Consider the following 302-nt stretch of genomic DNA (forward strand, 5'->3'; position numbering starts at 1 on the left):
CTCGCATAACGACGTCTCTTTGTCTGAAATTATTGAAAAAACTTTTAACGACTATGACAAGTCTAAACTAGAAGTCCTAGTACAACCAAAAAACAACCCTACCCTACACTACTCTGTACAACATAACCAAAGTGCTTATGATTATGCCAGCAGACTAGCAGCACAATATGGTGAGTGGTTTTATTACAATGGATCGCAATTAGTATTTGGAACACCTGACAACAAGGAACTAACACTTACCTATGGTTTTGATTTAAAAGAATACCACTTAAGCCTGTTACCACAATCACACAACTACAAAT

At 36.4% G+C, this 302-nt stretch carries 1 protein-coding gene; it reads left to right on the plus strand.

Annotated elements, in window-relative coordinates; translation table 11 throughout:
• The coding region (locus V6251_RS15255; protein WP_341589013.1) for a contractile injection system protein, VgrG/Pvc8 family at positions 1 to 302 on the plus strand (302 nt) is incomplete at both ends.

Origin of the sequence: Olleya sp. Ti.3.14, from assembly GCF_038154885.1 — a bacterium.
Lineage (GTDB): Bacteria > Bacteroidota > Bacteroidia > Flavobacteriales > Flavobacteriaceae > Olleya.